We start from the raw sequence: 5,752 nt of genomic DNA, 5'->3' as shown, positions 1-5,752 counted from the left end.
CCACCCGCTACGACAAGCTCGCCGTCCGCTACGAGGCCACCGTCCAGATCAGCGACATCGACATCTGGCTGCGCGACCTTTCAAACAGGGCCTAGAGGCCGAGGCCCTCGCTGCCGCCGACGCAGCGGACCGCGCGGTGGCCGCCGGTGAGGAGCTCGGCCCGCTGCACGGCGTCCCGATCACCACGAAGATCAATGTCGATCTGAAAGGACACCCCACGACCAACGGGGTGGTCGCCTTTCGAGACCGCATCGCCGAGGAAGACAGCGCCGCCGTGGCCAACCTCCGGTCCGGTGGCGCGATCATCGTCGGACGGTCGAACGTACCGGCCTTCTCCTTCCGCTGGTTCAGCGACAACGACCTGCACGGCCGCACACTAAACCCCTGGGATCCCACGCTCACCCCGGGCGGCTCCAGCGGCGGCGCTGCGGCGGCCACCGCGGTCGGAGTCGGCCCGATCGCCCACGGCACGGACATCGCCGGCTCGGTGCGGTATCCCGCCTACTGCTGTGGAGTGACCGGCATTCGTCCGTCACTGGGGGTCGTCCCCAACTTCAATCCGTCCGGGGCCGGCACGCCTCGAACGATCACCAACCAGCTAATGTCCACCGGAGGACTGATGGCACGGCAGGTGGGCGATCTCCGCCTCGGCCTGCCGATACTGGCGCGACCCGACGTGCGGGACTCCTGGTGGCAACCGGCACCGCCCCCGCCGAAAGGCCCGCGCCGGGGCCTCAAGGTCGCCCTCCTCCATGACCTGGAGGGGTTCACCCCCGATCCCGCCGTGACGATCGGACTGGACAATGCGGCCAGTGCGCTCAGCGATGCCGGCTACCAGGTCGAGCAGGCCGCGCCGCCCCACTTCAGAGAACTCGCGGAGCTGTGGTCGCCGCTGGTGATCACCGAGGCACGGTTCGGCTTCGCCCAGGCAATCGAGCAGTACGGCGACGAGAAGGTCCGGACCGCGATGGCGACCTGGCTCGCCCTGACGCCGGAACTCGACCTGCGCGCTTTCTCCGCCGCGTTCGGTCGCCGCGATCAGATCGCGCGGGACTGGCGGCTGTTCCTCCAGGAGTACCCGATCCTCGTCACGCCGGTGTCCTGGCAACGCCCCTTCCCCGTCGACTACGACCAGCTAGGCCCGGACGCTTTCCGGCAGATCCTTCACGCGCAGAGCCCGATGCTGGCCATCGCGCTCCTCGGCATCCCGGGACTGTCCGTGCCCGCCGGGATCGTCGATGGCGTTCCGACCGGAGTACAGGTCGTCGCCGAGCGATTCCGCGAGGATCTCTGCTTCGACGCGGGCGAGGCCATCGAGAAGACCCATCCCATGGGAACCCCGATCGACCCGCGCACCTAGAAGCACGCGCCTTCCTTTTCGGACGTCAGCTCATCACCCACGTGCCGCGCGGAAGACAGGGCGCATGGCTCATCAGCTGCCGCACGCTGCGCATCACGGCTCCTCTCGTCGACCGCGATGGCGCCTCGTGGCGGCGACCGCCGCCATCGCGGTCCCGGCAGCCACCAGCGCCAGCAGCCGTCCCGTCGCGCCCTGGTCGAGGGCGCCCAGATCCGGCAGCCCGGCACCGTAGACGGTGGTGCAGGACGTCGCTCCGCGCAGATCGCCTGGATCGCCGAACGGCGTCGACGCGATCGCGGTGACACAGACCCACGGCAGGAACGCCAACGCAGCAGGGAGACCCACAAAACCAGCGAGCACCCAGGTGCGCACCCGGACGGGCAGTACCCCCGCCAGCACACCCAGCGACGCAGCCGCAACCAGCAGCAACCCAGCCAGCGACCAGCTCACGGCCTCTCCTTCGCCCCCGACCGGCGGCCATCCGGAGAGCAGTGGACCGTCACGGCTGGGACATGTTCGACACCGACTTGAGAACCCTGAGCGGCAGCCACGCCCGGGCCGCGAAGAGAAACCATGCCACCCATTCACCGACCGTCCCGCTCGGTAGACGTCTTCGCACATCGGTCCCTATCGGCCGCCGCAGGTCATGATGTCGTGCGGCAGGCAGAGCAGTCCGGACAGGTCCACATCAGCTGAAAGCATGTTGTCCCAGGCGGGGATCCCTGTTCGGGGCAGCGATTAAGGACATCGGGTCTGTGTAGGGTCGTGATGGTGAGCGCCGCACCGAGGGAAGGTCCTCGCGCAGGCGTGGCCTTCAAGGGTGTCCTGCTGGACTGGCGTGGCACGCTCGTGGTGGCACCGACCTACCGGTGGCTGGAGCAGACGGCTCTGAAGCTGCTCGACCGGGACATCTCTGCCGAAAGTGTCGATGCAGTGCTGGCTCGGTTGCAGGGGGCCGATGCCAGCGAGGTGGAGTCTTCGGCGATCGACACCGACGCCGCGTTGCACCGCCGCGCCTACGCCGCCTGGTTCCGCGCTGCGGACCTGGACGAGGAGCTCGCCGAGCGCCTGTACGCGGTCGAATCCACTGCGGCGCTGAACCCCTTCGCAGCGGACGTCGGCCCGCTTCTGCGGACACTGCACGCCGCCGGGGTGCGCATCGGAGTGGTCAGTGACATCCACGTCGACCTGCGGCCCGTCTTCGCGCAGCAGAACAACCCGGACGGGAGCAGCTGGGCCGACCTCGTGGACGCATGGGCGTTGTCCTACGAGCTCGGCGTCGCCAAGCCGGCCCCGGCCATCTTCGCCGCCGCCCTGAACCGGCTGGGCCTACCGGCGGAGCAGGTGTTGATGGTGGGAGACCGTGGTGCCTGGGACGGCGCAGCGGCCGAACTGGGCATCACGACGCTGCTCCTTCCTCCGCTGCGCGCGGCGGACGACCTGCGACTGCAGCGGGTCTTGGACCTCGTGATGCCGGGTGCTTCGCTCACCAACTCCGAACGCTCACCGCAACCCCAGTAGCCAGTGCGCCCACGACGGGGCATGCCCGGAGACCGATCGGCTTGCGACACTGCAGCCGTGGAGGACATCGCCGCGGTCGCCCACGAAGCGATCGTGTCTCGCGACTGGGCGACGGTGCGGCATCTGCTCCACCCGTATCTCCACTGGACCCGGGCCGACGGCGTCGTTGTGCGCGGGCGGAGCAAGGTGCTTGTCATGCTTCAGGGCGACCACTCCGCGCTGGGCCTGCCGCGACGCGTCGAACTCCGGGAGGGGCAGATCTACCGCTGGCTCACCTGAGCGCCTCGCTGCCGAATCCCATCCGGGACATCGGCGGGCGACTGCCCTGTCCCGTCCGAACGTCGCCGTAGCGGGTTCGGCTACCGAGACGGGTGCTAGCGCACCCCGCTATGACTTGGTTCGTCATGCCCCTCTTGGTGCGCCGTTCTCCGCGCCAGGCGACAGGGCTACCCCAGTGGGTGGTCGACCATCGGGGTGGCCGGGTAGGGGTACTGAAAGAACGCGCTCGAGAACCCGGAAACCGGCGGCGTCGTAAGTGGCGTCCGCCAGGGTGGTGTACGACGGCCCCGGTGAGTAGCGGGCCCTGAACGTCGAGGCGGCCACCGCGTGATCTTCTGGAGACCTTCCACAGTCCTTCAGGAGTTCGACGCGATGACCGCACCGAGCAGTATCGACCCCACCGCCTTCCTCCACGAGCAGCTGGCCCAGGCCAGCCCCGATCTGCTGCGGCAGATGCTCACCACGTTCATCAACACGCTCATGTCGGCCGAGGCCGATGCAGTCTGCGGCGCCGGCTATGGCGAGCGCAGCGAGGCCCGCACGAACAGCCGCAACGGCTACCGGTCCCGGGAGTTCGACACCCGCGCCGGCACGCTGGAGGTGGCGATCCCCAAGCTGCGCTCCGGGTCGTACTTCCCCGACTGGCTGCTCGAGCGCCGCCGCCGGGCCGAGCGGGCGCTGACCACCGTGGTCGCCACCTGCTACCTGCTCGGCGTCTCCACCCGCCGGATGGAGAAGCTGGTCGAGAGCCTGGGCATCACCCGGCTGAGCAAGTCCCAGGTCAGCGAGATGGCCCGGGACCTCGACGCGCAGGTCGCCCAGTTCCGCCACCGGCCGCTGGATGCCGGGCCCTACACCTTCGTCGCCGCCGACGCCCTGGTGCTCAAGGTCCGCGAGGGCGGCCGGGTGGTCAACGTGCACGCGCTGGTGGCGACCGGGGTGAATGCCGACGGGCACCGGGAGATCCTCGGCCTGCAAGTCACTTCCGCCGAGGACGGCGCCGGCTGGCTGGCCTTCTTCCGCGACCTGACCGCCCGCGGCCTCAGCGGAGTCCAGTTGGTGACCTCCGATGCCCACCGCGGGTTGGTCGAGGCGATCGGCGCCGCCCTGCCCGGGGCGTCCTGGCAGCGCTGCCGGACGCATTGGGCCCGTAAAGAATCAACTTGTCGGCGTGTCAGTGTCGTGGGGGTGGGGAGCCGGCAGCGAGTCGAGGAGCTCGGCTGCGGTGGTGAACCGGGTGGCGGCCGGTGTCGCGACGTAGCCGTTCTGATCCAGGAGCGGACCGACGTCGCGCAGCACGCCTCCGATGGTGCGGCGGCTGACCTCGAACAGCTCGGCGAGGGTGTCGTGGGTGCCCAGCCCGCGCCGGTAGAGCACGGTGGCCAGCACCCGCTCAGGGTCGGTGATCTTCTGCGTGAAGACGCCGCCGCGGGCGCCGGGCAGTCGTTCTCCGCCGCGCTGTCGATGCCGATGGCGTTCGGCGCGGGCAGCCAGCACGGGCACGACCCGCTCCGTCAGGGCGGCCAGCTCGGTCCGCGGCATGCCGGTCAGGGCCGGTTCGGCGAGCCGTTCGGCCAGCCGCGGGCGGGGCGGTTCCTCTCCGCTGCCTGACGCGAATGCCGTGAGCGCATCCGCGGTGGCGAAGCGCAGCGTGCTCGGGGCGATCGTGCGGCCGTGCTCGGCCAGCAGCGCGCGGGTGTCGGCGATGGCCTGGCCGATCGAGTTGGCGTTGACCCCGAGCAGGTCAGAGAGCACGTTCATCGAGCAGAGCTGGCGCTGATAGACGACGGTGACCAGGACCCGGTCAGCATCGGTGAGCAGCCCGGTGCTGCCCGCGCCGGCCGCGCGGCGCCGCGGCCCGCCGCGCTGCTCGAAGCGGCGTTGGGCGGCCAGGGCGGCTTGCGCCGGGGCGAGCAGCGCGGCGAGTTCGGCCAGCTCGGCGGTCGTCATGCCGGTCAGCCGTTCGTCGGCGAGGACGACCAGTGCCCGACCGCGGGCGCGAGCGCGCTCCTCGGCCCGCACCGGGCCGAGCTCGCCGCCGGTGGGGTCGATGGTGTAGTTCCAGGCGCCGTGGCAGGCGTGCGCGGTGATCGGCAGCCGGCGCAGCTGGCCGATGGGCACGGCGATACCCAGCGGATAGCTGCCGGTGTCCAGCTCGGCCTCGACCCGCAGCCCGGTGCGGGTGCGGGTCGAGGCGATCGTGGCGACCACGACCTGGTGGCTGGTCAGCGGCCGGCCCCGCCAGTTCATCGTGATCTGCGAGAACAGCCGGTGCTCGATCTTGTTCCACTTCGAGGTGCCCGGCGGGAAGTGGCAGACCGTGATCGTCAGGCCGGTCTCGGCGGCCAGCGCCGCCAGCTCGGCCTTCCACAATCGGTAGCGGTAGCTGTTGGAGCCGCCGGCATCGGCGGTGATCAGCAGCCTGTCCGCGGCCGGATGGTCGAGCGCGCCGCGGGCGGCCCACCAACGGCGGATCGAGGCGACGGCGAACGCCGACGTGTCGTGGTCGACCCCGACGTTCACCCAGCCGGCGTCGGTGCCCAGGTCGTAGACGCCATAGGGAATGGCCAGCGGCACCTCCGGCCCAGCGGT

At 70.4% G+C, this 5,752-nt stretch carries 5 protein-coding genes and 1 pseudogene; 4 read left to right on the top strand and 2 right to left on the bottom strand.

The features are described from left to right. The coding region (locus CHB94_RS24110) for an amidase (protein ID WP_141137650.1) at positions 1-1,360 on the top strand (1,360 nt) is incomplete at its 5' end. A 93-nt stretch (positions 1,361-1,453) separates the two neighbouring features. Here the strand turns inward: CHB94_RS24110 and CHB94_RS24105 are convergent. Next, positions 1,454-1,810 carry a hypothetical protein gene (locus CHB94_RS24105; RefSeq protein WP_089339078.1) on the bottom strand — a complete coding sequence of 119 codons (357 nt, stop codon included), beginning with the start codon at positions 1,808-1,810 and terminating at the stop codon, positions 1,454-1,456. A 357-nt stretch (positions 1,811-2,167) separates the two neighbouring features. Between CHB94_RS24105 and CHB94_RS24100 the strand changes: the two genes are divergently transcribed. The 3 genes and pseudogenes from CHB94_RS24100 to CHB94_RS24090 form a co-directional block, all read left to right on the top strand. Beyond that, positions 2,168-2,881, top strand: coding sequence for an HAD family hydrolase (locus CHB94_RS24100; protein WP_217899500.1), 714 nt, complete (start codon positions 2,168-2,170; stop codon positions 2,879-2,881). Positions 2,882-2,938: 57 nt separating this feature from the next. Next, complete coding sequence (locus CHB94_RS24095) at positions 2,939-3,160, top strand: hypothetical protein (protein ID WP_089339076.1); 222 nt, start codon at positions 2,939-2,941, stop codon at positions 3,158-3,160. A gap of 372 nt (positions 3,161-3,532) precedes the next feature. Continuing rightward, positions 3,533-4,309: pseudogene (locus tag CHB94_RS24090) on the top strand (IS256 family transposase); the annotation flags it as partial. 9 nt (positions 4,310-4,318) lie between these two features. Here CHB94_RS24090 and CHB94_RS24085 read toward each other — a convergent pair. Then, a partial coding sequence (locus CHB94_RS24085; RefSeq protein WP_089339075.1) for an ISAzo13 family transposase occupies positions 4,319-5,752 on the bottom strand: 1,434 nt, incomplete at its 5' end.

This window comes from Blastococcus mobilis, assembly GCF_900188025.1.
In the GTDB taxonomy this organism is placed as follows: Bacteria; Actinomycetota; Actinomycetes; order Mycobacteriales; family Geodermatophilaceae; genus Blastococcus_B; species Blastococcus_B mobilis.
This window is presented reverse-complemented; position numbering and strand designations above follow the sequence as displayed.